This is a genomic window from Streptomyces sp. NPDC007875 (genome assembly GCF_042868035.1).
In the GTDB taxonomy this organism is placed as follows: Bacteria; Actinomycetota; Actinomycetes; order Streptomycetales; family Streptomycetaceae; genus Streptomyces; species Streptomyces antimycoticus.
Genome location: NZ_JBIADZ010000004.1, coordinates 29057 through 53154 on the forward strand (window position 1 = coordinate 29057; position 24098 = coordinate 53154).

Sequence of the window (24098 nt, forward strand, 5' to 3'; positions counted from 1 at the left end):
GAGAAGGAAGGACTTCTGCTCTGCTGCCAAGGCGCACGACTGGATATCACGTTGAGCGGCATGCAAGCACAGATGTCGGACGGGCTGTACGCCTACACGTTCGACCCCAGGAATCGCACCGTGAACCAAGCAGAGGTTTACATTCTCGATCCAGCACCCTGCTCAGAGGTGGGCACCGTGGAAGAGCAGCGTCAGGCAATCTACGCTCTCCACGGCTTGCCGGAACCGAAAGACCAGCGCTGACGATTTCGGTCGAGTTCGCGGCCCGGTGGCCTCATACTACGACAGGCAAGTCGGGGGACCAGGTTACAGACGCGAGGCCCGGGCATCCGCAGCAAAAAGGGCGCCCTGTGTCGTGCAGCCATGGTTCACTGCCGACGGACACCAACCAACCAGACGTACACCGACGAAGGGGAGTCGCCCGTGGCGCACGAGATTGATCCGTCCTTCCTCGCGCTGCCCCTGAGGGCGCTCGCCGACGCGGCGCTCGCGCGTGCCCGCGCGCTCGGGGCCGAGCATGCCGACTTCCGGTTCGAGCGGGTGCGCAGTGCCGCCTGGCGGTTGCGGGATGCCAGGCCGTCCGGGGCCTCGGACACCACCGACCTGGGGTATGCGGTGCGGGTGGTGCACGGTGGGGCGTGGGGGTTCGCGTCAGGGGTGGATCTGACCATGGACGCCGCCGCTCGCGTCGCCTCGCAGGCGGTGGCGATGGCGAAGCTGTCGGCCAAGGTGATCGAGGCCGCGGGGTCCGATGAGCGGGTGGAGCTCGCGCCGGAGCCGGTGCATGCCGACAGGACCTGGGTGTCCTCGTACGAGGTCAACCCGTTCGAGGTGCCGGACGCCGACAAGACCGGGCTGCTCGCCGAGTGGAGCGAACGGCTGCTGCGGGCCGAGGGGGTCGCGCACGCGGACGCGTCGCTCCTCACCGTCCACGAGAACAAGTTCTACGCGGACACCGCGGGCACCACGACCACCCAGCAGCGCATCCGGCTCCATCCGCAGCTGACCGCCGTCGCGGTGGACCCGGCGAGCGGAGAGTTCGACTCGATGCGCACGCTGGCCCCGCCGGTCGGGCGCGGCTGGGAGTATCTGACCGGCGGGCCCGGGGCGGGCGGCTGGGACTGGGACGCGGAGTTGGCGGAGATCCCGGAACTGCTCGCCGAGAAGATGCGGGCGCCATCCGTCGAGGCCGGGTCGTACGACCTGGTGGTGGACCCGTCCAATCTGTGGCTGACCATCCACGAGTCGATCGGCCACGCCACCGAGCTGGACCGCGCGCTCGGTTACGAGGCGGCGTACGCGGGCACCTCCTTCGCCACCTTCGACCAGCTCGGAAAGCTGAAGTACGGCTCCGAGGTGATGAATGTGACCGGGGACCGGACGGCCGAGCACGGGCTGGCCACCATCGGGTACGACGACGAGGGGGTGGCCGCGCAGTCCTGGGATCTGGTGAAGGACGGCACGCTCGTCGGGTATCAGCTGGACCGCAGGATCGCCCGGCTGACCGGTTTCGAGCGGTCGAACGGCTGCGCGTTCGCCGACTCGCCGGGCCATGTGCCGGTGCAGCGGATGGCGAACGTATCGCTCCAGCCCGCCCCCGGCGGCCCCTCGACGGAGGAGCTGATCGGGGACGTCGAGAACGGTCTGTATCTGGTCGGCGACCGCTCCTGGTCGATCGATATGCAGCGGTACAACTTCCAGTTCACGGCGCAAAGGGCGTACCGCATCAGGAACGGCGCTCTCGCCGGGCAGGTGCGCGACTTCGCCTACCAGGCCACCACCACCGACTTCTGGGGGTCGATGTCGGCCGTCGGCGGTCCGCAGACGTACGTCCTGGGCGGCGCCTTCAACTGCGGCAAGGCTCAGCCCGGGCAGATCGCGGCCGTTTCGCACGGCTGCCCGTCGGCGCTGTTCCGCGGCGTCAACATCCTCAACACCACCCAGGAGGCGGGACGATGAGCAGCAAGCCGCATGAAATCGTCGAGCGCGCCCTGGAGCTGTCCCGTGCGGACGGCTGTGTGGTGATCGCGAACGAGAGCTCGACGGCCAATCTGCGCTGGGCGGGCAACGCCCTGACGACCAACGGCGTCACCCGCGGCCGCACCCTGACCGTCGTGGCCACCGTGAACGGCGGACAGGGCACCGCCTCGGGTGTGGTGTCCCGGTCCGCGGTCACCGCCGACGAGCTGGAGCCGCTGGTCCGGGCCGCCGAGGCGGCCGCGCGGGAGGCGGAGCCGGCCGAGGACGCCCAGCCGCTGGTGGAGCGGGACGCGGGTGCGGCGGTCTCCCCCGGCTTCACCGACTCCCCCGCCGTGACCTCCTCCGAGGTGTTCGCCGACTTCGCCCCCGCCCTCGGCGAGTCCTTCGCCCGGGCCCGCGCGGGCGGCCGGGAGCTGTACGGATTCGCCCACCATGAGCTGGTCTCCAGCTACCTGGGCACGTCCACCGGGCTGCGGCTGCGCCATGACCAGCCGACCGGCACGCTCGAGGTCAACGCCAAGTCCCCGGACCGGACGCGTTCGGCCTGGGCCGGGCGGGCCACCCGCGACTTCACCGATGTGGACCCGGCCGCGATCGACGCCGAGCTCGCCCGGCGGCTCGCCTGGGCCGAGCGGAGGATCGAGCTGCCGGCCGGCCGCTACGAGACGCTGCTGCCCCCGAGCGCCGTGGCCGATCTGCTGATCGACCAGCTGTGGTCCTCCTCGGCGCGGGACGCGGCGGAGGGCCGTACGGTCTTCAGCAAGCCGGGCGGTGGCACCCGGGTCGGCGAGAAGCTGTCCGAGCTGCCCCTCACGCTGCGCAGCGACCCGGCCGAGCCGGGGCTCGAGGCGGCGCCGTTCGTGATCGCGCACGCGTCCGGGGACGACGCGTCGGTCTTCGACAACGGTCTGCCGCTGTCCGCCACCGACTGGATCCGCGACGGCGTACTCCAGCATCTGATCACCACCCGGCATACGGCCGGACTCACCGGGCTGCCCCTCGCTCCCCCCGTCGACAACCTGATCGCGGACGCGGGCGGCACCCGCTCGCTGGCGGAGATGGTCGCCTCGACCGAGCGGGGGCTGCTGCTGACCTGCCTGTGGTACATCCGCGAGGTCGACCCGGCGACGCTGCTGCTGACCGGGCTGACCAGGGACGGCGTCTATCTCGTGGAGAACGGCGAGGTGGTCGGTGAGGTGAACAATTTCCGATTCAATGAATCGCCGGTGGATCTGCTCGCCCGCGCCACCGAGGCGGGCCGCACCGAGCGGACGCTGGCACGGGAGTGGAGCGACTACTTCAACCGCGCCGCGGTGCCCGCGCTGCGCATCCCGGACTTCAATATGAGCTCGGTCAGCAAGGGGGTGTGAACGAGCCGAATAGACTGGTCCACGCCCGATCTGATCCGTATCCGTTTCGTCTATCCCCAGGAACGCCATGACACGCCTCGGCGAATCCGTCGCCCGCGCCACCGAGCTCCTCTCCCAGGACCTCTCCTCCGACAAGACCGTCGAGCAGCTGCTCGAGGAGACGGGCTCGCGGCGCTATATCGATCTGACGGACCTGTCGCCGACGGAGCAGGCCGAGCTGATCGCGTCCCGTACGGTCGAGATCCTGCCCGGCGTGGCGGAGCTGGCCAAGCGGATCGAGGAGCGCCGCGGCGCGGGCCAGGGCCTGGGCATCAAGCTGGGCATCGACCCGACGGCCGCCGATGTGCATCTCGGCCATGTGGTGCCGATGATCATCCTCAGCCGCTTCCAGCGCATGGGGCATGACGTCACCCTGCTGATCGGCGACTTCACGGCCAAGATCGGCGACCCGTCGGGCCGTACGGCGGAGCGCCCGCCGCTGACCGACGAGGACATCGCCCGGAACCTCGCGGGCTACCAGGACCAGGTCCGGCCGTTCTTCGACTTCGAGAAGGTCAGCTTCCGGCAGAACAGCGAGTGGCTGGCGCCGTACACCTTCCCCGAGCTGCTGGGGCTGCTCTCCCAGGTGCCGGTCTCCCAGCTGCTGCAGCGCGAGGACTTCCGCAACCGGCTGGCCGCCGGCTCGGGGCTCACCATGTCCGAGCTGCTCTACCCGATCGCGCAGGCCCTCGACTCCGTGGCGCTGGAGTGCGATGTGGAGCTGGGTGGCGCGGATCAGCTGCTCAATCTGCAGATGGGCCGCAAGCTGATGGAGCTGCGCGGGCAGCGGCCGCAGCTGGTGGTCACGATGCCGCTGATCGAGGGCACGGACGGCACCGGCGCCAAGATGTCCAAGTCCAAGGGCAACTATGTCGCGCTGTCCGCGACCGCCGACGATGTCTTCGGCAAGATCATGTCGATTCCGGACCGGCTGATGAAGCCGTACCTGGAGGCATGGACCGAGTGGACGGACGCGGAGATCGCCGCCGCGACGGCCCGGGTGGAGGACCGGTCGCTGCACCCGATGGATCTGAAGAAGGTCCTGGCGGGTGAGGTCGTGGCGGCGCTGTACGGCGTCGAGAAGGCGATGGCGGCCCGTGCGGGCTTTGTCGCCCAGTTCTCCAAGAAGAGCTTCACCGACGTCGAGACGCTGCCGGTGGTCGACGCCGGGGAGCACGGCGCCGAGTCCATCGCGACCGTGCTGAGCAAGGTGCTGGAGTTCCAGCCCAGCGCCTCGGCCGCCCGCCGGGTCGCCAAGCAGAACGGTCTGCGGCTGGTGATCGAGACCGAGAGCGGCCAGGAGTCGGTGGTGCTCCCCGAGGCCCAGGCGGTGCGCCCGCTGGCCGAGGTGGTCGCGGAGACGCTGGCGTCCACCGGGGTGACGGCGGGCTCCGGCACGGTCTACCTCAAGGCCGGGCGGAAGATCGCCCAGGTGCACGGGGTGTAACCCGCCCGCCTCACCGCTGGACGCTGGACGAAAGCGGCAGCCGGTGCGCGTCCACCACGCGCGCCGGCCGCCGCCGCCGTGTCGGCGCCCGGACGGCTCGTCATCGGCGCCGTATCGGCACCCCGGCACCCGGCCCCCGGCACCGCCATCGTGTCGGCACCCCCGGCGCGACCTGCCGCGTTCCCGGGGGCCACCGCTCAGGTCCGCGTCGCACCATGTCTGCGTCCGCCGCCGCGGATGGAGTGCCACAGCGGGGTGCCCAGGGCGACGATCACCACCGCACCCGCCAGCTGCAGCAGATGCCGGATCCAGTCGAAGCCCTCGGTGTGCCTGACTCCGATCCAGCCGGCCACCGCATTGCCCAGGATGCCGCCGAGGATGCCGTAGATGCAGGTCAGCCAGAGCGGAATGGCCTGTTTGCCGGGCAGGATCGCCCTGGCGATCACACCCAGGATCAAACCCACGACGATCGCCCATAGCCAGCTCATGTCGCCTCCCTGACACGCGGCGAAGGGATGCACGGGAGATGCACATCCCCTCCAGTGTTCGGCCACTTCGGCTACGGCGCACGCCGGAGGGCCGGTATGCCTTCTGGCGCACCCCGGACGGCCCCCATCAGGGCGCCCCGGTCTCGAACCGACAGCAGACGCGGCGTAACGTTGAGTACGTCCCAGAGCGGGGGAAGCCCGCTCGGCGATCAGGTGGTGGAACGTGATGCGGAAGCATGGCGATGCGGAGGTCTTCCGGATCACCGGAGCCCGGCAGGGGCTGGCCGATGACGTCCGCGGCCGGCAGCGCCGCTATGTGATCTCGATGTCGGTGCGGACCCTCGCGGTCGTGCTGGCGGCGGTGTTGTGGAACGTGGAGCGCCATGTGGCCATCGTGGCCCTGGTACTGGGCGTGGTGCTGCCCTACGTCGCGGTGGTAATCGCCAACGCGGGCCGGGAGAACAGCACTTCGCTGCCCACCACCTTCATCCCGACCCCGCCCCGCCCGATGCTGATCGCCGGGCGCGGCGAGGAGCCGACCGATTCCCGCCGGGCGGAATCCGTCCCGGAGGACGTCGGACATATCAGCGAGCCTGGACGGGGCGAGCGGGGCTGACCTGCCACGTTTCCGTAAGCTCAAGAAAACCTCAGATCAATAGTGCAGGACCGGTGCACCGGGCCCCATCCCTCGTGACATACTGCGTACGCGCTCCGCATCCCCCGTCGGAGCGACGGACCGACGCCGGGCGGCTCCCCCCGTGGCTGCCCGGCGTCGCCATGTCCGCCGGGCCTTCCGTAGAGTCTGCGGTGTGAACACCCGCGAGACCACCGCCGAGACCGACACCGTGATCTGCTCCGCCAAGGGCTGCCGCGCCCCCGCCGTATGGGTGCTGGCCTGGAACAATCCCAAGCTGCACACTCCGGAGCGGCGCAAGACCTGGCTGGCCTGCGAGGAACACCGCGAGTATCTGTCGGAGTTCCTCGGGATGCGGGGCTTCCTCAAGGACGTGGTGACACTGGCGGAGTGGTCGGCCACCGAACACTGACCGCGGCCCCTCACCCCCGCGACCCCCGGCCCCGGCGGCCGTCAGCCGCCGATCGCCGACATCGGGCGGTCGGGCTGGAGGAACGACGGGTCGTCGAGCCCCGATCCGGCCTTCTTGCCCCACATCGCCAGCCGCCACAGCCGGGCAATCTCCTCGTCCGGGGCCCCGGAGCGCAGTGCTCCGCGCAGATCGGACTCCTCGCGCGCGAACAGACAGGTGCGCACCTGCCCGTCGGCGGTCAGCCGGGTGCGGTCGCAGGCGCGGCAGAAGGGGCGGGTGACCGAGGCGATGACGCCGACCCGGGAAGGGCCGCCGTCGACCAGCCAGCGCTCGGCGGGCGCGGAGCCGCGCTCGTCCTCGCCTTCGGCGGTGAGGGTGAAGCGGGTGCGCAGGCTCGTCAGGATGTCCCCGGCGGTGATCATGCCGTCGCGCTTCCAGCCGTGCTGGGCGTCGAGCGGCATCTGCTCGATGAAGCGGAGCTCATAGTCGTTTTCCAGGGCCCAGGCGAGCAGATCGGGCGCCTCGTCGTCGTTGAGCCCCGGCATCAGCACGGTGTTGACCTTCACCGGGGTCAGCCCGGCGGTGCGCGCCGCGTCGAGGCCGCGCAGCACATCGTCATGCCGCTTGCGCCGGGTCAGGGCCTGGAAGACCTCGGGGCGCAGGGTGTCGAGCGAGACATTGACCCGGTCCAGGCCCGCGTCGCGCAGGGCCTGGGCGGTGCGCTCCAGCCCGATGCCGTTGGTGGTGAGCGACATCTGGGGGCGCGGGGCGAGGGCCGCGCAGCGCTCCACGATGCCGACCAGACCCGGGCGCAGCAGTGGCTCACCGCCGGTGAAGCGGACCTCGGTGACCCCGAGGTCGGTGACGGCGATCCCGATCAGCCGGACTATCTCGTCGTCGGTCAGCAGATCCGGTTTGGCGAGCCACTGCAGGCCCTCTTCCGGCATGCAATAGGTGCAGCGCAGATTGCACCGGTCGGTCAGGGAGACCCGAAGGTCGGTGGCTACGCGACCATAGGTGTCGATCAGCATGGTGGCGGCCCCTCCACGGTTGACGTCGCGTGCACTGTGGTCAATTGTCCTGCAGCGTACGCGACGGATGTGACAGGGAGGGGCCGCACGGGTGGTTGGGGCAAGTCAGTGGGCGCCGTGGCCGGTGAGGGAGCGGACCTCCAGCTCGGCGTACTTGTCCTTGTCCGGCTGCTCCTTGGAGACGAGGGTGCCCAGCCAGCCGAGCAGGAATCCCAGCGGGATGGAGATCAGTCCGGGGTTCTCCAGCGGGAACCAGTGGAAGTCCACGTCCGGGAACATCGAGGTCTCCTTGCCCGAGACGACGGGCGAGAAGAGCACCAGGAAGACCGAGGAGATCAGTCCGCCGTAGATGGACCACAGCGCCCCCTGGGTGGTGAAGCGCTTCCAGAACAGGCTGTAGAGGATGGTCGGGAGGTTGGCGGAGGCGGCGACCGCGAAGGCGAGCGCCACGAGTCCGGCGACGTTGAGATCTCGTGCGAACACCCCGAGGACGACGGCGACGGTGCCGATGCCGACGGTGGCCCAGCGCGCCGCCGAGATCTCCTCCTTCTGCGTCGCCTTGCCCTTACGGATGACATTGGCGTACAGGTCGTGGGCGAAGGAGGACGAGGAGGCGAGGGTGAGCCCGGCCACCACGGCGAGGATCGTCGCGAACGCCACCGCGGAGATCACCGCGAGCAGGATGGCGCCGCCCGTGGAGTCCGGTCCGCCGCCGATCTCCTCGGCGAGCAGCGGGGCCGCGGTGTTGCCGGATTTATTGGAGGCGATGATGGCGTCGTGGTCGAGCAGGGCGGCGGCACCGAAGCCCAGCGCGATGGTCATCAGGTAGAAGACGCCGATGATGCCGATGGCCCAGTTGACCGACTTACGGGCGGCCTGGGCGGTGGGCACGGTGTAGAAGCGGATCAGGATGTGCGGCAGTCCCGCGGTGCCCAGGACCAGGGCGATGCCGAGGGAGATGAAGTCGAGCTTGGTGGTGGCGTTGAGCCCGTACTTCAGCCCCGGCTCCAGGAACGACTCTCCGATGCCGCTGTTCTTGGCCGCCTCGCCCAGCAGGTCGGAGATGTTGAAGTTGAACTTCAGCAGCACCAGGAAGGTGATCAGCAGGGTGCCCGCGATGAGCAGCACGGCCTTGACCATCTGCACCCAGGTGGTGCCCTTCATGCCGCCGATGGTGACGTAGAGCATCATCACGACGCCCACGAGGACGACGATGAGGATCTTCCCGGCCTCGCTGGTGATGCCCAGCAGCAGGGAGACCAGCACACCGGCGCCCGCCATCTGCGCCAGCAGATAGAAGATCGAGACGACGATGGTGGAGACGCCCGCGGCGGTGCGCACCGGGCGCTGGCGCATCCGGTAGGCGAGGACGTCGCCCATCGTGTAGCGCCCGGAGTTGCGCAGCGGCTCGGCGACCAGCAGCAGGGCGACCAGCCAGGCGACGAGGAATCCGATCGAGTACAGGAAGCCGTCGTAGCCGGAGAGCGCGATGGCGCCGGCGATGCCGAGGAAGGACGCGGCGGACATGTAGTCGCCGGAGATGGCGAGGCCGTTCTGGAAGCCGGAGAACTGGCGGCCGCCGGCGTAGAAGTCGTTGGCGTCCTTGGTCTGCCGGCCCGCCCAGATGGTGATGCCGAGGGTCGCCAGGACGAAGACCGCGAAGAGCGTGATGATCAGCGGCCGGTTGTCCGAGGCGCTCTCGGCCGCGAGCAGATGGGGGCTCATGAACGCTCCTCCATACGGGACTTGATCGCCTCGGCGCGGGGGTCGAGCTTGGCGGCGGCGTGCCGGGAGTACCACCAGGCGATGAGGAAGGTCGTCAGGAACTGGGCGAGCCCGAACACCAGGGCCACGTTGACATGGCCAACGACCTTGGTGCCCATGAAGTCGCCCGCGTAGTTGGACAGCAGCACATAGAGCAGGTACCAGCTGACGAAGGCGATGGTGAGCGGGAAGGCGAACGAGCGGTGGGCACCGCGCAGTTCGCCGAACTCCGCGCTCGCTTGCACCTCGGCGTAGGAAGAACGGTCTCGTTGCCGCTGATCGTCGGGACGATCATTGGCCGGTGCGGTATCCACGGTCTCTCCTGGTGAGTGGGTCCGACGGGGATGAACACGGCGGCGGAGGTGATCCAGATCACGCATGGTAGGGCGACGCCGACCCACTACGACAGGGGCAGGTTGGTTGAGAGACGGATACGACTTCGAAGCGAGGATCGGCTCCGGGTACTGTGGCGGGTTTTCTTCCGGAATGCATTGATGTCCGACCTTGATCAGCGATAGCTTCCTTCGTCATGTACCCGCCCAGACGCTGACGGCGTTCGGGCGGCCCGTACGGATGAAGTGGAGACCCCATGGCTCATCTGAGATCGGCTCCTCCAAGACCCGGACGGCGGGCTGTTGACGGTCCGTCGGCTTTGCACCGCCTCATCGCCACTCCCCGCCGTCTCTGCCCCGGTCTCGCGGCGTCCCGGGGCATCGAGGCGGCGCGCGGGATCCGCGCCCCGAGAGCGCGCACATTCGCTTGTGCGGATGACCCCGGCCGTACCGCGGCCGTTGACGCGGCCCGCTGGGCCGCCGCCCGCGCCCGGGGGCTCCACGTCCCCCGAGTGGCGCGCTGAGCGCGCGTCCGCGCCCCCGGTCCGGAACGCTGTCCATCCAGCCCGGTCCGTCCGCACAGAGCCTCCTCACCCCATCGAGAGAACCGGAGTACCCATGACGCCGCGCCGCACCTCCCTGCCGCTGCGCACCGCCGCGATACCCGCCGCCATGGCGCTCACCACCGCGCTGGCCTTCCTGCCCACCACCGCCACCGCTCTCGGACGGGACGGCCACGCCTCCGCGGCCACCGCGGCCGACGGTCCGTCACTGAGCTACGTCGTCAACACCCGGCCGGGGCAGGACCCGTCCCGGATCCGCAAGGCCATCGTCCAGGCCGGCGGCACGGTCGTCGTGTCGTACGACCGGATCGGCGTCATCGTCGTCCACTCCGCCAACCCGGACTTCGCCAAGAGCGTCCGTAAGGTCCGCGGCGTCGCCTCCGCCGGTAACACCCGCACCGCCCCGCTGCCCGCCCAGTCCACCGACGACATCGACACGCCGAAGCTGCTGAGCGAGAAGGAGCGGCAGGCGGTGGCGGCGAAGGCCAAGGCCGGGCAGGACCCGCTGGAGCCGCTGCAGTGGGATCTGCCGGCGATCAAGGCGGACAAGGCGCATGAGAAGAGCCTGGGCAGCCGGAATGTCACCGTCGGGGTCATCGACACCGGGGTGGACGACACCCACCCCGACCTGGCGCCGAACTTCGACCGTAAGGCGTCCGTCAACTGTGTGACGGGCAAGCCGGACACCACCGACGGCGCCTGGCGGCCGACCGCGGAGGAGTCCCCGCACGGCACCCATGTCGCGGGGGAGATCGCCGCCGCGAAGAACGGCATCGGCGTCACCGGCGTGGCCCCGGGCGTCAAGGTCTCCGGTATCAAGGTGTCCACGACGGCCGGATTCTTCTACACCGAGGCGGTCGTCTGCGGCTTCATCTGGGCCGCCGAGCACGGCGTGGACGTCACCAACAACAGCTATTACACCGACCCGTGGTACTTCAACTGCACCACCGACCCGGACCAGAAGGCTCTGGTCGAGGCGGTGCGCCGGGCCTCGTCGTATGCGGAGCGCAAGGGCGTGGTCAATGTGGCCGCGGCGGGCAACGAGAACTACGACCTGACCTCGGACACCATCACCGACCCCTCCAGCCCCAACGACACCACCCCCGGTGAGCGGGAGGTGGACCCGAGCGTCTGCCTGGACATCCCGACCCAGCTGCCGGGCGTCGTCACGGTCGCCTCGACCGGCGCCAAGACGCTCAAGTCCTCGTTCTCCAACTACGGCCTCGGGATCATCGACATCGCGGCCCCCGGCGGCGACAGCACCGTCTACCAGAAGCCGGAGCCCCCGGCGACCAGCGGTCTGATCTACAACACGCTGCCGGGCGGGCAGTACGGCTACATGGCGGGCACCTCGATGGCCTCGCCGCATGTCGCCGGTGTCGCGGCGCTCGTCAAGAGCACCCATCCGCACGCCTCCCCCTGGATGGTGAAGGCGCTGCTGAAGGCCGAGGCCGATGACCTCGCCTGCCCGACGCCGTACGACATCGACGGCGACGGCACGGTCGACGCGGTGTGCGAGGGCGGCAAGGGCTACAACGGCTTCTACGGCGCCGGGCTCGCGGACGCCCTGGACGCCGTCGAGAAGTGACCGGCTGACACAATGCACGGGCCGCCAGGGTGGATCAGCCACCCGGCGGCCCGTACGCGTTCCCCATGTAGCGGCGAGAGGACCCCGTTCCCGTGCACCACGACGCCTCCTGGGGACCGCTGCCCCCGCGGCCGGCCTTCTGGCTGCTGATCCGGTTCGTGCTGACCGTGCTGCTGCTGCCGCTGTGGTGGGCGCTGATCGTGGTGATCTTCCTCGGCTTCATCGCCTTCGGAATCGTGGCCGAGATCCTTACGGTCATCCCCGGGTTCGAGAAGGGGTTCCTCGGCCTGATCGACAAGTTCGGGGACAGCGTGGCGGTGTGGCCCGCCTGGTGCGTGACGCTCCCGGAACTGCGGCACGAGGGCGACGCGGCCTTCTACCGGGCCCGGGTCGACAAGCGCATCGCCACCTGGACCGGCAAGGAACTGGCCGCCCAGAAGGCGGAGAAGGCCCCGCCGCCGGGCCCGCACGACGTCTCCGTGCGCGAGTACCGCGGGGTGGGCGCGGGCTATGTCCTGGAGGCGGCGCGGGCCCGGGGCTGGGAGCTGAGCCATGACCGCCCCTCGGACCCGCTGCGGGTGGTCCGGCTGAGGCGGCTGCCCGCCACGGTCTGACGAGCGCCCGTGGTGGCCTGAGGAGCACCCGTGGTGGCCTGAGGAGCACCCGTGGTGGCCCGGCCGGCGCTCCTCACGGCCCGACGAGCGCCGGTTCCGGCCCGGGGCGCGGGATCGCCTCGCGTGTCGCTCCGACCATCAGCAGCCACTGGGCGGCGATATAGGTGGCCATGATCCAGAACTGCGGCACCGGTGGCCGTGGCCAGTCGGCGAGCCCGGCCGCGATCAGGGTGTCGGAGAGCATGAACAGCGCCCCGCCGAGCCCGGTCCACGGACCCGCCCCGAGCGCGGCCAGCGCCATGACCGTCAGCAGCAGGCTGTAGCCCGCGACGGGAGGCCGCAGATGCGATGCTAGGCCGGGCCACAGCAGCGCCACCGTGCCCAGCCACGCGGCCCCGTACCCGGCGGCCACCCAGGGCGCCGTACGGGGCTGCCCGGCGCGAGCGAACAGGGCGCCCCGCCCGGTGCGGGTGAACAGCGCCAGATAGCAGAGGTGCCCGGCCGCGAAGCACCCCATTCCGGCCAGGAACGCGGTCTCGCCACCGATCTGCAGCAGCACATCGCCGCCACAGCCGCACACCAGCGCGGCGGGGAGCGGCCACGGTCCGCCGCGCACCAGCGCCCAGGCGGCGAGGACGGGCATCAGGGCGGGCTTGGTGAGATGGACGACGGTGGTGGCGTCCATGAGCAGCGCGCCCAGGTGAACCGCGGTCAGCAGCGCGAAGAGGGCGGGCAGGGCCCCCGTCACGCGCCCGGCGGCAGCCCTCACCGCGCGCTCTCACCGACCGGCTCCCGCGGCCCGGCCTCCGGAGCCGACCCGGGCTCCGGGGCCGGCGCGGGCTGCCAGCCCGGCCCCCTGAAGACCCGGCCCGCCCGCTCGCGCCAGCCCCGCGCCGCCGCGATGTCCCGGGCGATGGCCGCGTACTCGTGCGTGGCCACCCGCAGCGGGTTGTAGGTGCCGATGTTCTTCGTCAGGCCGTAGACGGGCCGCTCGATCTCGGGGACGAAGGACCCGAAGAGCCGGTCCCAGACGATGAGGATGCCCCCGAAGTTGCGGTCCAGATAGCCGCCTTGGGAGGCGTGGTGGACGCGGTGGTGCGAGGGGGTGTTGAAGACGAACTCGATGGGGCGCGGCAGGGTGCCGATCCGCTCGGTGTGGATCCAGAACTGGTAGACGAGGTTCACCGACGAGCAGAAGGCCACCGCCGCGGGGTGCACCCCGAGCGCGATCATCGGCACGTAGAACGGCCACACGGTCCAGGTGGTCCAGGGCTGCCGCAGGGCGGTGGTGAAGTTGAACTTCTCGCTGGAGTGGTGCACCACATGGCACGCCCACAGGATGCGGATGACATGGTGCCCGCGGTGCGACCAGTAGTAGAGGAAGTCCTGGGCGAGCAGCATCAGCGGCAGCGTCCACCACAGCACCGGGACCCGCAGTGGGGTGAGTTCGTAGATGGCGGCGTAGACCGCCACAATCGGGATCTTCCACACCAGGTCGAAGACGAGGCTGCCGAGCCCCATGGTGACGCTGGTCGCGGCGTCCTTCGCCGCGTAGCCCTCGGCGTCGTCGTCGGGGTGGAAGCGGTAGCTCACCATCTCCACGACGGTGAGCAGGACAAAGGCCGGTATCGACCACAGCACGGCATTGGGCAGGTGCGGCATGTCCGCAACATAGAACCGCCCGCAAGGCCGCCGCTAGGGGTAGTTACCAACAAGTATGGTAGATGAGATGTCAACAATAGGGGTCGCCCAGGAGCCATTGGCCGATTAAGCTCCCCGCCTGTGCGCAGAGCCAGAGAACGGTTCCGGACCGGCGGCATAGCCCTCGCCTGCTTGCTGTCGGCGCTCACCACGGGGTGTTCCTCCGGGTCGGGCGGCGATGACTCCCCCTCACCCCTGATGGCCGCGGTCGGGCATGTATCGGTCGCGGGCGCGACGGGGGCCCAGGTCTCCTATCTCGACGCCGACCGGGTGCGCTCGCTGGAGAAGGGCGACTCCCAGCGGTTCCGCACGGTCGGCCGGCCGGGCAGCCCACTGCTGAGCGGCTACCGCTTCAACGCCCATGCCTACGGGCTCGATCCGGCCATGATCGACACCGATGTGACCAATGGCTACGCCGGGCACTGGGACGGCTCCTTCGACGCGGACCGCATCACCGCCAAGCTCAAGGCGGGCAAATTCGCCCGGAGCACCTGGCACGGCGAGACCATCTGGAAGAAGGAGGGCATAACCCTCCGGGTCGCCCAGGACGAGCTCTCCTTCGGCTCCGCGGGCAAGGACCTGTCCTCGGTGAGCCCGGCCAAGGGCAAGTCCCTGGCGGACGACCCGGATTACCAGGCTCTGGACCGCTGTCTGGGCGATGCCTACCGCGTCGACTTCGGCGGGAAGAACGCCAAGGGGGCGGTGCGCGTCACGGCCACCGGACAGCTGGCGAAATCCGCGAAGGAGACATCCGGGGTCATCTGCGCCCTCACCGACGGCAAACGGACCGCCGAGCGCGCCGCCGACCGGCTGAAGTCCGTCATCGAGCGGCGGGCCCCGCGCTTCGACGGCGCCAAGGTGACGGTTCTCACCGGGGATTCGCCCGGGGTGAAGGTGACGGTGCCCGACCGCCCGGAGGACAAGCGCGCCGGCCGCCTCCTCACCAGCGACGTCGATCTGCAGCTGGCCCTCTCCGACCTCTGACCTCCGGCCGGGGCCCGACGCCCCGTCAACCCGGCGGCTCCGCCTGCCCCGACCGGCCCGCCGGTCAGGGTTGTCGGCGGCGGCCCGTATCCTCATTGACCATGCTCGAAGACCCGACGACAGCCGCACCGCACCCCGCGCCGCCGTCCTCCTGGCCGGCCACCTATCCGCAGGGTTACGCGGTCGTCGACGTGGAGACCACCGGCCTCGCCCGCGACGACCGGATCGTCTCCGCGGCGGTCTATCAGCTCGACGCTCGGGGCGCGGTGCAGGACCACTGGTACACCCTGGTCAATCCGCAGCGCGACCCGGGCCCGGTGTGGATCCACGGCCTCACCGAGGAGGTGCTCGAGGGCGCCCCGCGCTTCCCCGAGATCGCCGGGGAGCTCGCCGAGCGCCTGGCCGACCGCGTCCTGGTCGCGCACAACGCCGCCTTCGACTGGTCGATGCTCGCCCGCGAGTACGCCCGCTCCAAGAGCGCCGCGCCCGTGCGGCAGCGGCTGTGCACCATCGCCCTCTCCAAGGAGCTGGGCCTGCCGCTGCCCAACCACAAGCTGGAGACCCTCGCCGCGCACTACGGAGTGGTCCAGCGGCGCGCCCACCACGCCCTGGACGACGCGCGGGTGCTCGCCGAGACCTTCCGGCCCAGCCTCCACCGGGCCGCCGAGACCGGGCTGCGCCTGCCGCTGCTGGCCTGCCAGCCGCTCACCGAGTGGTCCGACGGCCCGGCGATCGGCCGCCAGCGGTCGTACCGGCAGACCTGGCGCCCCAGCCGCAAGCGCCCCGCCTGCCCCTACCCCAACCCCGGGCGGTACGAGCCGGGCGGGCAGCTGGTCCAGGGCATGCGGGTGGCGTTCTCCGGGGACACCTCCGTCGACCGCGAGCTGCTGGAGGACCGGGCGATCGAGGCCGGGCTGCACGTGGCCACCAGCGTCTCCCGGCTCACCAGCGTGCTGGTGACCAATGACCCCGACTCGCCCACCTCCAAGACCGCCAAGGCCCGCTCCTTCGGCACGCCCGTCATCGACGAGGCCGCCTTCATGCAGCTCCTCCAGGACGTCACCCCCGCGCCGCCGACAAACAGGTGAAGTCGGCGCGACGCGCCCGCCCGCCGCTCGCCCGCCACCGCGCGGGCCCGCACGCTGAGGCGCATGGCACGTTGTGAGGTATGCGGAAACGATTACCGGATGACATTCGAGGTGCACGCGCAGGGCAATGTGCACGTCTTCGACTGTTTCCAGTGCGCCATCCACCGCATGGCGCCCATCTGCGAACACTGCCGCGCCCAGATCATCGGGCAGGGCGTGGAAGCGGACGGCCAGTTCTACTGCTGTGCGCACTGCGCGCGGGCGGAAGGGAAGGTGGGCATCGTCGACCATGTGTGAACCCGGCCACCTGCGTGGATTGTGCCTGGGCCGCCCCCAGCGGCCGAGGGACAATCCACGCCGAGTAGGGTCAAGGACGTGTACCGCTTCCTGTTGACCCGGCAGTGGGTGATCCTCACACTTGTCGCCCTGGCGCTGATCCCGACGATGATCAGGCTGGGCTTCTGGCAGCTGCACCGCCATGAGCACCGGGTCGCGCAGAACCAGCTGATCGGGGACAGCCTCGACGCCCCGGCCGTGGCCGTCGACAAGCTCACCTCCCCCGGCCGTACGGTGGCCCGCGACGACACCTGGCGCACGGTGACCGCCACCGGCACCTATGACACCGCCCATGAGGTCGTCGTCCGCCAGCGCACCGGCTCCGACGAGCAGTCCATCGGCTACTTCGTCCTCACCCCGCTGCTGCTCCCGGACGACCGCGCGGTCCTGGTCAACCGGGGCTGGATCCCGGCCGGTGCCGACCTCACCGCGTACCCCAAGGTCCCCGCCGCTCCCTCCGGCAAGGTCACCGTCACCGGCCGGCTGAAGGCCGACGAGACCACCGGCAACAGCGGCATCAAGGACAAGCAGGGGCTGCCGCCCCGCCAGGTCTCGCTGATCAACAGCGAGCAGCAGGCGAAGGCTCTGTCCCGGCCCGTCCTCGGCGGCTACGTCGAGCTCACCTCGTCCTCCCCCAAGGGCGACAAGCAGCCCCAGCCGGTCCCCGCGCCCAACCACAGCGACATCGGCCCGCACATGGCGTACGCCGTCCAGTGGTGGCTGTTCTCCGCCGGTGTGCCCATCGGCTGGGTCGTCCTGGCCCGCCGCGAGCGCCGGGACCGCGCCGCGGAGGCCGCGAAGGCGGCGGCCACCCCGGAGAAGGTCCCCGCCGCGGCCACGGCGGACTGAGCACCGTCCGGGCCTAGGATCCGCCTTCCGGGGGAAGGCGCCCGGACATGGCCCAGCACATCGACGACTACGCCCTCATCGGTGACCACCAGACGGCGGCCCTGATCAGCCGCCATGGCTCGATCGACTGGCTGTGCCTGCCCCGCTTCGACTCACCGGCCTGTTTCGCCGCGCTCCTCGGCGGCCGTGACAACGGCCACTGGCGGCTCGCCCCCAAGGGCGCGGGCGCCTGCACCCGCCGCGGCTACCTCGACGACTCCCTCGTCCTGGAGTCGGTCTGGGAGACGGAGACCGGCACGGTCAAGGTCATCGACTTCATGCCGCAGCGCGATCGCGCCCCCGATGTCGTCCGTATCATCGAGGGCGTCTCCGGCAGCGTCGAGATGCTCGGCGTCCTCCGGCTGCGCTTCGACTACGGTCGGATCGTCCCCTGGATGCGCCGCACCGACGGCCACCGGATCGCGGTCGCCGGACCGGACTCCGTATGGCTGCGCTCGGAGCCCGAGGTCCACACCTACGGCAAGGACTTCAGCACCCGCTCCGAGTTCACCGTCTCGGCCGGGGACCGGGTGGCCTTCGTGCTCACCTGGCACCCTTCGCACGAGCCCCGCCCCCGGCTCATCGACCCGTACGACTCCCTCCGCTCCAGCCTGGCGGACTGGCGCGACTGGGCCGCCCGCTGCCGCTACGAGGGCCCGCACCGGGACGCCGTCATCCGCTCCCTGATCACCCTCAAGGCGCTCACCTACGCCCCGAGCGGCGGCATCGTCGCAGCCCCCACCACCTCGCTGCCCGAACAGCTCGGTGGGGTCCGCAACTGGGACTACCGCTACTGCTGGCTGCGCGACTCCACCCTCACCCTGAACGCCCTGCTCCGCGCCGGCTACCACGAGGAGGCCGCCGCCTGGCGCGACTGGCTGCTGCGCGCGATCGCCGGCGACCCGGCCGAGCTGCAGATCATGTACGGCCTCAGAGGCGAGCGCCGGCTCCATGAGCACGAGCTGCCCTGGCTGGAGGGGTACGAGCGCTCCACCCCCGTCCGGGTCGGCAACGGGGCGGTCGACCAGCGCCAGCTCGACGTCTACGGCGAGGTACTCGACACCCTCCACCTCGCCCGCGCCTCCGGGCTGCCCGCCGAACCGCACGCCTGGAAGATCCAGACCGCGCTCATGGACTTCCTGGAGTCCGCCTGGCGCGACCCCGACGAGGGGCTGTGGGAGGTCCGCGGACCCCGCCGCCACTTCGTCCACTCCAAGGTCATGGCCTGGGTGGCCGCCGACCGCGCCGTCCGCGCCATGGAGGCCGCCCCCGAGCTGAGCGGCGACGCGAACCGGTGGCGCGCCATGCGCGACGCCGTCCACCGTGAGGTCTGCGACAAGGGCTACGACCCCGAGCGGTCCACCTTCACCCAGTCCTACGGCTCCTCCGAGCTGGACGCCGCGACCCTGCTCATCCCCCGCGTCGGCTTCCTCCCCGCCACCGACCCCCGCGTCATCGGCACCATCGACGCCGTGCGCCGCGAGCTCAGCGAGGACGGCCTGATCCGCCGCTACACCGCCGCCGGCGGTATGGACGGCCTCCCCGGCTCCGAGGGTGCCTTCCTCGCCTGCTCCTTCTGGCTCGCCGACGCCCTCCACCTGGCCGGCCGCCACAAGGACGCCCGCGCGCTCTTCGAACGCCTCCTCGCTCTCCGCAACGACGTCGGGCTGCTCGCCGAGGAGTACGACCCGGCGACCGGTCGGCAGCTCGGCAACTTCCCCCAGGCGTTCAGCCATATCGGCCTCGTGGGGACCGCCCTCACCCTCGCGGAGCAGCCCAGGGCAGACTGACTCCATGGATCTTGGACTCAAAGACCGGGTGTACATCGTCACCGGAGCCACCCGCGGGCTGGGCCTCGCCGCCGCCCGTGAGCTGATCGCCGACGGCGCGAAGGCCGTCATCACCGGCCGCGACGCCGATACGGCGGCCGCCGTCGCCGCCGACCTCGGCCCGAACGCCGTCGGCGTCGCCGCCGACAACGCCGACCCCGAGGCCGCGGCCCGGCTCATCGCCACCGCTCGCGAGCGCTTCGGCGGCTTCGACGGCGTCCTCATCAGCGTCGGCGGCCCGCCGGCCGGGCTGACGGCCGACATCACCGACGCTCAGTGGCAGGCCGCCTTCGACTCCGTCTTCCTCGGCGCCGTCCGCTTCGCCCGTACGGCCGCCGAGCAGCTCCCCTCCGGCGGCGTGATCGGCTTCGTCCTCTCCGGCTCCGTCCGCGAGCCGATCCCCGGCCTCACCGTCTCCAACGGCCTGCGCCCCGGCCTCGCCGGCTTCGCCAAGTCCCTCTCCCTCGAGGTCGGCCCCCGCGGCATCCGCGTCGTGGGCCTCCTCCCGGCCCGCATCGACACCGACCGCGTCCGCGAACTCGACGCCCTCTCCGGCGACGCGGAGGCCTCACGGGAGCGGAACGCGGCGGCGATTCCGCTGCGGCGGTATGGGACGCCCGAGGAATTCGGCAAGGCCGCCGCGTTTCTGCTTTCGCCGGCGGCGTCGTACCTCACGGGGCTGATGCTGCCGGTGGATGGTGGGGCCCTGCACAACTTCTGAGGCGGCTTTGGGCCGTCCGGCGGCAACCCGCGCAACACCATTGTGCGGCTCCCCCCGCGCGGGGTGGGGCTTCGGCCCCGCCGGGGCTCCGCCCAAGACCCGGCCCCGGGGCCGTGCACCAAGTGCGGACCGTGGACGCCTCCGGCGGAAAGCCCCCCACCCCGCCCCTTCCCGAAGGAGGGGCTCCACCCCCCTCACCCCCGCCGGGGCTCCGCCCCGGACCCCGCTCCTCAAACGCCGGAGGGGCTGATTTTTTCCCCCGAACGATCCGGAACCGCACACCACCCATGCCACCGACGCCCAGCCGCAAGACGGCGGGAGGGGGCGCGTAACGTGCCCCAGCGAACCGGAACCCGGCCCACCGGCGGGCAGCCGCGAGACCGCGGGAGGGGGCGGGGCCGCTCCTCCCCCACCCCAACACCCGGCCCCCGGGCTGAACACGGGACGGACAGGCGGCCCGTGCCACCGGCGGGCGGCCGCGAGACGGCAGGAGGGGGCGGGGCCGCAGGGGTGGGGTCCTGGACGCTTACGTGTATTTGTGGCGCCCATCCCCGGCCAACCCCACGCCCCCGGCCAACGGCGCCGTAAATATACGGTCCAGGGCCCCGCCCCCAAGGCCCCGCACCCGGCACCCACCACACACCCCACCGCGCACCGCGCACCCAAGGGCGCCCCCGTCCCAAGGGCACCCCCGCAGACCTACCGCGCCCGCTCCGCCCCGTGCCGGGCCACCCGCAGGCGCACCTCCGCCGGGAGTTGTTCCAGGCCCGCCGAGCTCCGTGCACGCTCCAGGGCCTCCGCCCGCAGTGCGTCCAGCGTCAGCGTCGGTTCCGCGCGCGGTTCCAGTACCAGCCCCATCCGCGCCTCCGGCGTGGTCCGTCGGCCTCGTAGCAGGACGTGGGCCCGCTCCACGCCGTCCAGGGACTCCGCGTCCGCCAGGAGCGCCGCCTCCAGGGCCCGCCCCCTCAGCAGGGCGCCCTCGCCGTCGCCCGTCTCCACCAGCACCTCCTGCAGCCGACGCCGCCGCATCTGAACCAGGAACCAGCACAGCGCGAGCACGAAGAGCACCGCCAGCGCCGCGATGGCGGCCGGCCACCACCACTCGGCGTCCCGCCACCGCGTCCGGTCCGCCCGGCTCAGCAGCACGTCGCCTCGCCCGTCGAACGGCGGCCACCCGGCCAGGACCACCGCGCCCACCCCGGCCAGCACCAGACCGACGACCCCCAGCAGCACCCGGTTGACGACACTCAGCATGGCGCGCTCACCCCTTCGACTTCGCCGACCGCCGGACACGGACGGACAGGGCGGGCCGCCGGGCCAGGCCCAGTTGCCGGATGCCCTCGTGGAGGGCGGCGTCCAGATCCGCCCGTACCTCGTCGAGATCACGGAAGTGGGCCAGCGCCCGGGCCCTGACCCGCCGACGGCCCACATCCACGCGGGCGGACCGCACACCGGGCACCTCCATCGCACGGTCCCGCAGCACCAGACCCGCCGAGGTCCGGTCGATCCCCGCCCGTACGGCGGCCCCGGCCCGGGCGCCCGCCTCCACAGCCTTCCCCGGCTCCACAGCCTTCCCCGGCTCCACAGCCTTCCCCGGCTCCGCCTCGGCCCCCGGCTCCGCCTCCGGCGGACGCATCGGGAGCAGCCCGCGCAGCCCCGGCGCCAACGCGAGGACCACCATCCACACCCCCAGCGCGGCCAACAGCGCCGCCCCGCCCATGACCCACGCGTCGTCCAGCGGCCGCGAGGCGAGTTCGTCGGCGAGCCATTCCCGCCATCGCATGGCGGGCCGACCCGAACGCACGGCCGCCACGTCGTACAGCAGCAGCCCGCTGATGGCGGCAATGACCAGGGCGACGATCGCGGCCGGTACCCGCCGCACGGACCAGAAGCGCCTCATACGCACGGGCGGATCCCCGTCCCCGGCTCCCCTCCCCGCCCGCCCGCCGTACGCCGACGCCGAGGTGGACTGACGCATCTTCTGGTCCGCGTTCATCGCACCCTGTCCCTCCCCCGACGCACCCTCCGCTCCGGGTGCTCCCACTGCGGCACATGCAGCCGTTCGACCGTCACCACGACCTCGGGCACCTCCATGCCCGTCAACTCGCCTACCCGTTCGATCACCTGCCGACGCACCGCACCACAGTGCGCGCCGATGTCCGAGGGATAGCCCAGTTCGACGGCGACCCGGACGCGCGCGACGTCCCCGCGCACCACGGCGACCGCGTGCGGCCGCGCGGCGGCGGCATCGGTAAGGCCGACATCCGCAGCATGGGCATCCGCAGCACCCGCCGTATCCACGACGTCCGCCAGGTCCGCTGCATCCGCCGCGCCCCCAGCGGCAGCCGCATCCGCGACATCAGCCCCGTCCGCCCGCAGCGCCTCCCGCGCCGCCTGCGAGGCGATCTTCGCGACGACCCGGTCCGCGATCCGCGTCGCACCCCGCTCACCCGGCTCGACCACGGCGCGTCCTTACTGTCGTCATGGCCTCAACCGCCGCCATGGCCCCTGTCGTCGCCACGGCCCCTGCCGTCGTCATCGCGCCTGTCGTCGTCAAAGTGTTCACCGTGGCCGTCCGTCATCACGGCCACGGGAACGGAAGAAGTCGCCCGGTTCCAGATCACCGTCCAGGAACCGGCCGACGATAAACCCGACGGCGCCCAACGCCGCCACCAGCAGAAAGGCCCCGAAACCACCGAAGTAACCGGCGAAAGCCAGCGCCATCCCCGCGATCATCCCGACCACGGCCATGCTCATCGTGTGCTCCCCTGCTGGAGCCAACCGGAACCACTGCCGGCCTACTGGAGCCGCGGCTCCGGCGATTCCTCTTCCTCGTCCGGCAACTTCACATCGCTGACCGCGATATTGACCTCGACCACTTCGAGGCCGGTCATCCGCTCGACCGCCGCGATCACGTTCTCCCGCACGGCCCGTGCGACATCGGCGATGGAGACGCCGTAGTCCACCACGATCTCCAGGTCGAGGGCCGTCTGTACCTCTCCCACCTCCGCCTTCACCCCACGGGCGACCGATCGGCTGCCGGGCACCCGGTCCCGTACGACTCCGAAGGTTCGTGCGAGGCCGCCGCCCATCGCATGGACGCCGACCACATCGCGGGCCGCCATACCCGCGATCTTCTCGACGACGCCATCGGCGATGGTGGTGCGCCCCCGCGAGCCGGGGTCGCCTCCGCCGCGCCGGGGCCGGTCGTTGGCGGCCGGGGCGATGCCGCCCCTGGCGCCCAGGGTCCTGGGAGTGCCGGCGGCGGGCTCTGTGGCGGGGGTCTCGGGTCGGTTCCGTGGTGCGGTCTCGGACATCACCGATCGTCCCTTCCGAGGCGAAGAGCGGTCGAAGAAGTTTCCGCTCGCTCTGCTGTCAACCTTAAAGGGGCCTTCCCCGAACCGCCTCGGAGATGCGGCACTCGCGCGATCGATGCGGCAGGCTGAGAGCACACGGCAGGCCGAGACCAGTAAGGCTCGGTCCCGTCCGGCGCCAAGGGGTGACACGGTGGTCACAGACCGGCTCGCGCAGACCGTAAGGGAACAACTTCGACTCGGACGGCTGCTGCCCCTGGGCGGGCGGGAGGACGGCTCCTGGATCACCGAACACGCGGCCGGCGAGGTGCTCCGGCGGGCCGCCGACGAGATCACCGACGCACGCCTGGGAGCGCTTCGGATCGCGCCCGCCGACCCCGACACCGCCGCGACACCCGCGGTACCGCCCCCGCCGAGCGCGCTGCCGCCGGGAACGCTATGCATCGCGGCGGAGTGCGGGGCGACGCTGGAGGAACCGCTTCCCGTGACGGCGGACCGGCTGCGCGACGTACTCCTCGACACGGCGACGGACCGGTTGGGCCTCCTGGTGGAGACGGTGGACGTACGGGTGATGGACGTGCTGGACGAACTCCCGCCACCGCCCCCGGCGACCCCTCGACCCCACCAACCCCAACCACCACCACGGCCGACATCGGTCGAACGCCCCGGCCCGGACCCCGCCGCGACCGCCGCTCGCGCCGCCGTCTCCGTCCCCGGCGTCACCCGGCTCGCGCCGGTGCTGGGATCGCCCCGGCCCGTACGGATCGAGGGCACGCACATCCGGATCGAGCTGGCCGTGGCGGCGGATCACCGCGCCGTGGACGTGGCACGGGCGGTGCGAACGGCGGTGGCCCAGGCCGCCCCGCTCCCGGCCCCGGGGGACCAGCCGCCCACGGTGGCCGTCCTGGTCACCGCCGTGGACCCGTGACCACAACCTGAACGGACCTGGCCGGACCTGGCCGGTCAACCGCGGCC

The 24098-nt window shown here is 71.3% G+C and carries 26 protein-coding genes; 15 read left to right on the forward strand and 11 right to left on the reverse strand.

The genetic code is table 11. The features are described from left to right. Positions 1-60: 60 nt before the first annotated feature. From ACFYOY_RS09445 to tyrS, 4 genes are all read left to right on the forward strand, one after another. Positions 61-243, forward strand: a complete 183-nt coding sequence (locus ACFYOY_RS09445; RefSeq protein WP_351891062.1) for a hypothetical protein — start codon at positions 61-63, stop codon at positions 241-243. Between the two features lie 180 nt (positions 244-423). Continuing rightward, positions 424-1959, forward strand: a complete 1536-nt coding sequence (locus ACFYOY_RS09450; protein WP_351891068.1) for a TldD/PmbA family protein — start codon at positions 424-426, stop codon at positions 1957-1959. Further along, on the forward strand, positions 1956-3350 hold the full coding sequence (locus ACFYOY_RS09455) for a metallopeptidase TldD-related protein (protein ID WP_351891074.1): 1395 nt from the start codon (positions 1956-1958) through the stop codon (positions 3348-3350). The genes ACFYOY_RS09450 and ACFYOY_RS09455 overlap by 4 nt, the downstream gene beginning before the upstream one ends. Before the next feature lie 67 nt (positions 3351-3417). Then, a complete protein-coding gene (tyrS, locus tag ACFYOY_RS09460; RefSeq protein ID WP_351891081.1) occupies positions 3418-4836 on the forward strand; it encodes a tyrosine--tRNA ligase in 1419 nt (472 codons plus the stop codon). Positions 4837-5033: 197 nt separating this feature from the next. Here tyrS and ACFYOY_RS09465 read toward each other — a convergent pair whose 3' ends face one another. Further along, positions 5034-5324, reverse strand: a complete 291-nt coding sequence (locus tag ACFYOY_RS09465) for a GlsB/YeaQ/YmgE family stress response membrane protein (protein WP_351891088.1) — start codon at positions 5322-5324, stop codon at positions 5034-5036. Between the two features lie 226 nt (positions 5325-5550). Between ACFYOY_RS09465 and ACFYOY_RS09470 the strand changes: the two genes are divergently transcribed. Together ACFYOY_RS09470 and ACFYOY_RS09475 are read left to right on the forward strand one after the other, a co-directional pair. Continuing rightward, positions 5551-5940: a DUF3099 domain-containing protein gene (locus tag ACFYOY_RS09470; protein WP_351891849.1), complete on the forward strand. Its 390-nt coding sequence runs from the start codon at positions 5551-5553 to the stop codon at positions 5938-5940. Positions 5941-6133: 193 nt separating this feature from the next. Then, on the forward strand, positions 6134-6370 hold the full coding sequence (locus tag ACFYOY_RS09475) for a hypothetical protein (protein WP_351891094.1): 237 nt from the start codon (positions 6134-6136) through the stop codon (positions 6368-6370). A gap of 41 nt (positions 6371-6411) precedes the next feature. Here ACFYOY_RS09475 and moaA read toward each other — a convergent pair whose 3' ends face one another. From moaA to ACFYOY_RS09490, 3 genes are all read right to left on the reverse strand, one after another. After that, positions 6412-7401, reverse strand: a complete 990-nt coding sequence (gene moaA / locus ACFYOY_RS09480; RefSeq protein WP_351891101.1) for a GTP 3',8-cyclase MoaA — start codon at positions 7399-7401, stop codon at positions 6412-6414. Between the two features lie 105 nt (positions 7402-7506). Beyond that, positions 7507-9126, reverse strand: coding sequence for a cation acetate symporter (locus ACFYOY_RS09485; protein ID WP_351891107.1), 1620 nt, complete (start codon positions 9124-9126; stop codon positions 7507-7509). After that, entirely contained in the window at positions 9123-9479 is a 357-nt protein-coding gene (locus tag ACFYOY_RS09490) for a DUF485 domain-containing protein (RefSeq protein WP_059147086.1), read from the reverse strand. The genes ACFYOY_RS09485 and ACFYOY_RS09490 overlap by 4 nt, the downstream gene beginning before the upstream one ends. 636 nt (positions 9480-10115) lie before the next feature. Between ACFYOY_RS09490 and ACFYOY_RS09495 the strand changes: the two genes are divergently transcribed. Next, positions 10116-11648: a S8 family serine peptidase gene (locus tag ACFYOY_RS09495; RefSeq protein ID WP_351891117.1), complete on the forward strand. Its 1533-nt coding sequence runs from the start codon at positions 10116-10118 to the stop codon at positions 11646-11648. A 92-nt stretch (positions 11649-11740) separates the two neighbouring features. Continuing rightward, on the forward strand, positions 11741-12262 hold the full coding sequence (locus ACFYOY_RS09500) for a hypothetical protein (RefSeq protein WP_351891123.1): 522 nt from the start codon (positions 11741-11743) through the stop codon (positions 12260-12262). Between the two features lie 73 nt (positions 12263-12335). Here the strand turns inward: ACFYOY_RS09500 and ACFYOY_RS09505 are convergent, their stop codons facing one another. Further along, entirely contained in the window at positions 12336-13031 is a 696-nt protein-coding gene (locus tag ACFYOY_RS09505) for a lysoplasmalogenase (RefSeq protein ID WP_388585847.1), read from the reverse strand. Next, on the reverse strand, positions 13028-13924 hold the full coding sequence (locus tag ACFYOY_RS09510; protein WP_351891134.1) for a sterol desaturase family protein: 897 nt from the start codon (positions 13922-13924) through the stop codon (positions 13028-13030). Before ACFYOY_RS09510 ends, ACFYOY_RS09505 begins: the two co-directional genes overlap by 4 nt. Positions 13925-14044: 120 nt before the next feature. Between ACFYOY_RS09510 and ACFYOY_RS09515 the strand changes: the two genes are divergently transcribed. From ACFYOY_RS09515 to ACFYOY_RS09540, 6 genes are all read left to right on the forward strand, one after another. Then, on the forward strand, positions 14045-14947 hold the full coding sequence (locus tag ACFYOY_RS09515; RefSeq protein ID WP_351891140.1) for a hypothetical protein: 903 nt from the start codon (positions 14045-14047) through the stop codon (positions 14945-14947). A gap of 101 nt (positions 14948-15048) precedes the next feature. After that, positions 15049-16035, forward strand: coding sequence for a DEDDh family exonuclease (locus ACFYOY_RS09520; protein ID WP_211126292.1), 987 nt, complete (start codon positions 15049-15051; stop codon positions 16033-16035). A 63-nt stretch (positions 16036-16098) separates the two neighbouring features. Next, a complete protein-coding gene (locus ACFYOY_RS09525) occupies positions 16099-16332 on the forward strand; it encodes a hypothetical protein (RefSeq protein ID WP_037949523.1) in 234 nt (77 codons plus the stop codon). A 78-nt stretch (positions 16333-16410) separates the two neighbouring features. Continuing rightward, entirely contained in the window at positions 16411-17220 is an 810-nt protein-coding gene (locus ACFYOY_RS09530; protein ID WP_351891151.1) for an SURF1 family protein, read from the forward strand. 47 nt (positions 17221-17267) lie between these two features. Then, entirely contained in the window at positions 17268-19049 is a 1782-nt protein-coding gene (locus ACFYOY_RS09535) for a glycoside hydrolase family 15 protein (protein WP_351891157.1), read from the forward strand. Positions 19050-19053: 4 nt separating this feature from the next. Continuing rightward, entirely contained in the window at positions 19054-19809 is a 756-nt protein-coding gene (locus ACFYOY_RS09540; RefSeq protein WP_351891162.1) for an SDR family oxidoreductase, read from the forward strand. A 699-nt stretch (positions 19810-20508) separates the two neighbouring features. Here ACFYOY_RS09540 and amaP read toward each other — a convergent pair. The 5 genes from amaP to ACFYOY_RS09565 form a co-directional block, all read right to left on the reverse strand. Next, on the reverse strand, positions 20509-21063 hold the full coding sequence (amaP, locus tag ACFYOY_RS09545; protein WP_351891167.1) for an alkaline shock response membrane anchor protein AmaP: 555 nt from the start codon (positions 21061-21063) through the stop codon (positions 20509-20511). A gap of 7 nt (positions 21064-21070) precedes the next feature. Then, on the reverse strand, positions 21071-21805 hold the full coding sequence (locus ACFYOY_RS09550) for a DUF6286 domain-containing protein (RefSeq protein WP_351891173.1): 735 nt from the start codon (positions 21803-21805) through the stop codon (positions 21071-21073). Beyond that, positions 21802-22272 (reverse strand): hypothetical protein, encoded by a 471-nt coding sequence (locus ACFYOY_RS09555; protein ID WP_351891178.1) that lies wholly within the window; start codon positions 22270-22272, stop codon positions 21802-21804. The genes ACFYOY_RS09550 and ACFYOY_RS09555 overlap by 4 nt, the downstream gene beginning before the upstream one ends. Positions 22273-22371: 99 nt before the next feature. After that, positions 22372-22566, reverse strand: coding sequence for a hypothetical protein (locus tag ACFYOY_RS09560; RefSeq protein WP_078640735.1), 195 nt, complete (start codon positions 22564-22566; stop codon positions 22372-22374). A gap of 41 nt (positions 22567-22607) precedes the next feature. Then, on the reverse strand, positions 22608-23126 hold the full coding sequence (locus ACFYOY_RS09565; RefSeq protein ID WP_351891188.1) for an Asp23/Gls24 family envelope stress response protein: 519 nt from the start codon (positions 23124-23126) through the stop codon (positions 22608-22610). Between the two features lie 190 nt (positions 23127-23316). Here ACFYOY_RS09565 and ACFYOY_RS09570 point away from each other — a divergent pair, with 190 nt between their 5' ends. Next, positions 23317-24051, forward strand: a complete 735-nt coding sequence (locus ACFYOY_RS09570) for a nucleopolyhedrovirus P10 family protein (protein WP_388585855.1) — start codon at positions 23317-23319, stop codon at positions 24049-24051. Positions 24052-24098: the final 47 nt, after the last annotated feature.

Bases quoted from the DNA above. Each gene is read 5' to 3' on its own strand.
- ACFYOY_RS09445 (WP_351891062.1), top strand. From the start codon at position 61: ATGCAAGCACAGATGTCGGACGGGCTGTACGCCTACACGTTCGACCCC.
- ACFYOY_RS09455 (WP_351891074.1), top strand. From the start codon at position 1,956: ATGAGCAGCAAGCCGCATGAAATCGTCGAGCGCGCCCTGGAGCTGTCC.
- tyrS (WP_351891081.1), top strand. From the start codon at position 3,418: ATGACACGCCTCGGCGAATCCGTCGCCCGCGCCACCGAGCTCCTCTCC.
- ACFYOY_RS09465 (WP_351891088.1), bottom strand. From the start codon at position 5,324: ATGAGCTGGCTATGGGCGATCGTCGTGGGTTTGATCCTGGGTGTGATC.
- ACFYOY_RS09470 (WP_351891849.1), top strand. From the start codon at position 5,551: ATGCGGAAGCATGGCGATGCGGAGGTCTTCCGGATCACCGGAGCCCGG.
- moaA (WP_351891101.1), bottom strand. From the start codon at position 7,401: ATGCTGATCGACACCTATGGTCGCGTAGCCACCGACCTTCGGGTCTCC.
- ACFYOY_RS09485 (WP_351891107.1), bottom strand. From the start codon at position 9,126: ATGAGCCCCCATCTGCTCGCGGCCGAGAGCGCCTCGGACAACCGGCCG.
- ACFYOY_RS09495 (WP_351891117.1), top strand. From the start codon at position 10,116: ATGACGCCGCGCCGCACCTCCCTGCCGCTGCGCACCGCCGCGATACCC.
- ACFYOY_RS09510 (WP_351891134.1), bottom strand. From the start codon at position 13,924: ATGCCGCACCTGCCCAATGCCGTGCTGTGGTCGATACCGGCCTTTGTC.
- ACFYOY_RS09520 (WP_211126292.1), top strand. From the start codon at position 15,049: ATGCTCGAAGACCCGACGACAGCCGCACCGCACCCCGCGCCGCCGTCC.
- ACFYOY_RS09525 (WP_037949523.1), top strand. From the start codon at position 16,099: ATGGCACGTTGTGAGGTATGCGGAAACGATTACCGGATGACATTCGAG.
- ACFYOY_RS09535 (WP_351891157.1), top strand. From the start codon at position 17,268: ATGGCCCAGCACATCGACGACTACGCCCTCATCGGTGACCACCAGACG.
- ACFYOY_RS09540 (WP_351891162.1), top strand. From the start codon at position 19,054: ATGGATCTTGGACTCAAAGACCGGGTGTACATCGTCACCGGAGCCACC.
- amaP (WP_351891167.1), bottom strand. From the start codon at position 21,063: ATGCTGAGTGTCGTCAACCGGGTGCTGCTGGGGGTCGTCGGTCTGGTG.
- ACFYOY_RS09550 (WP_351891173.1), bottom strand. From the start codon at position 21,805: ATGAACGCGGACCAGAAGATGCGTCAGTCCACCTCGGCGTCGGCGTAC.
- ACFYOY_RS09560 (WP_078640735.1), bottom strand. From the start codon at position 22,566: ATGAGCATGGCCGTGGTCGGGATGATCGCGGGGATGGCGCTGGCTTTC.
- ACFYOY_RS09565 (WP_351891188.1), bottom strand. From the start codon at position 23,126: ATGTCCGAGACCGCACCACGGAACCGACCCGAGACCCCCGCCACAGAG.